The organism is Pseudomonas sp. KB_15, from assembly GCF_052114525.1.
Lineage (GTDB): Bacteria > Pseudomonadota > Gammaproteobacteria > Pseudomonadales > Pseudomonadaceae > Aquipseudomonas.
In genome coordinates this window covers 1-355 of record NZ_JBFREX010000377.1, presented here as the reverse complement: position 1 = coordinate 355, position 355 = coordinate 1, and the positions used below count along the sequence as shown (strand labels likewise).

1 protein-coding gene is annotated in these 355 nt (G+C 62.3%); it reads left to right on the top strand.

Translation table 11 applies throughout. From position 1 onward, the window contains the following. A partial coding sequence (locus tag AB4Z35_RS31365; RefSeq protein ID WP_442101348.1) for a cadherin domain-containing protein occupies nt 1-355 on the top strand: 355 nt, incomplete at both ends.

Sequence of the window (355 nt, the reverse complement as noted above, 5' to 3'; positions counted from 1 at the left end):
GCGATCGCGGTAACCGTGACGGGCGTCAACGACAACTCCCCGGTGATCACCTCCAACGGTGGCGGTGCGACGGCTTCGATCAACGTGGCGGAGAACACCACGGCGGTCACGACGGTGGCGGCGACCGATGCTGATCTGCCGGCGCAAACGCTGAGCTACAACATCGTCGGCGGAGCGGATGCCGCGAAGTTCTCGATCGTTTCAGGCACAGGCGTGCTGAGCTTTATCTCTGCACCCAACTTTGAAGCGCCGACTGATTCGGGGGCGAACAACGTCTATGACGTGATTGTGCGGGCATCGGACGGCACGCCGAACAACGTCTATGACGTGATTGTGCGGGCATCGGACGGCACGC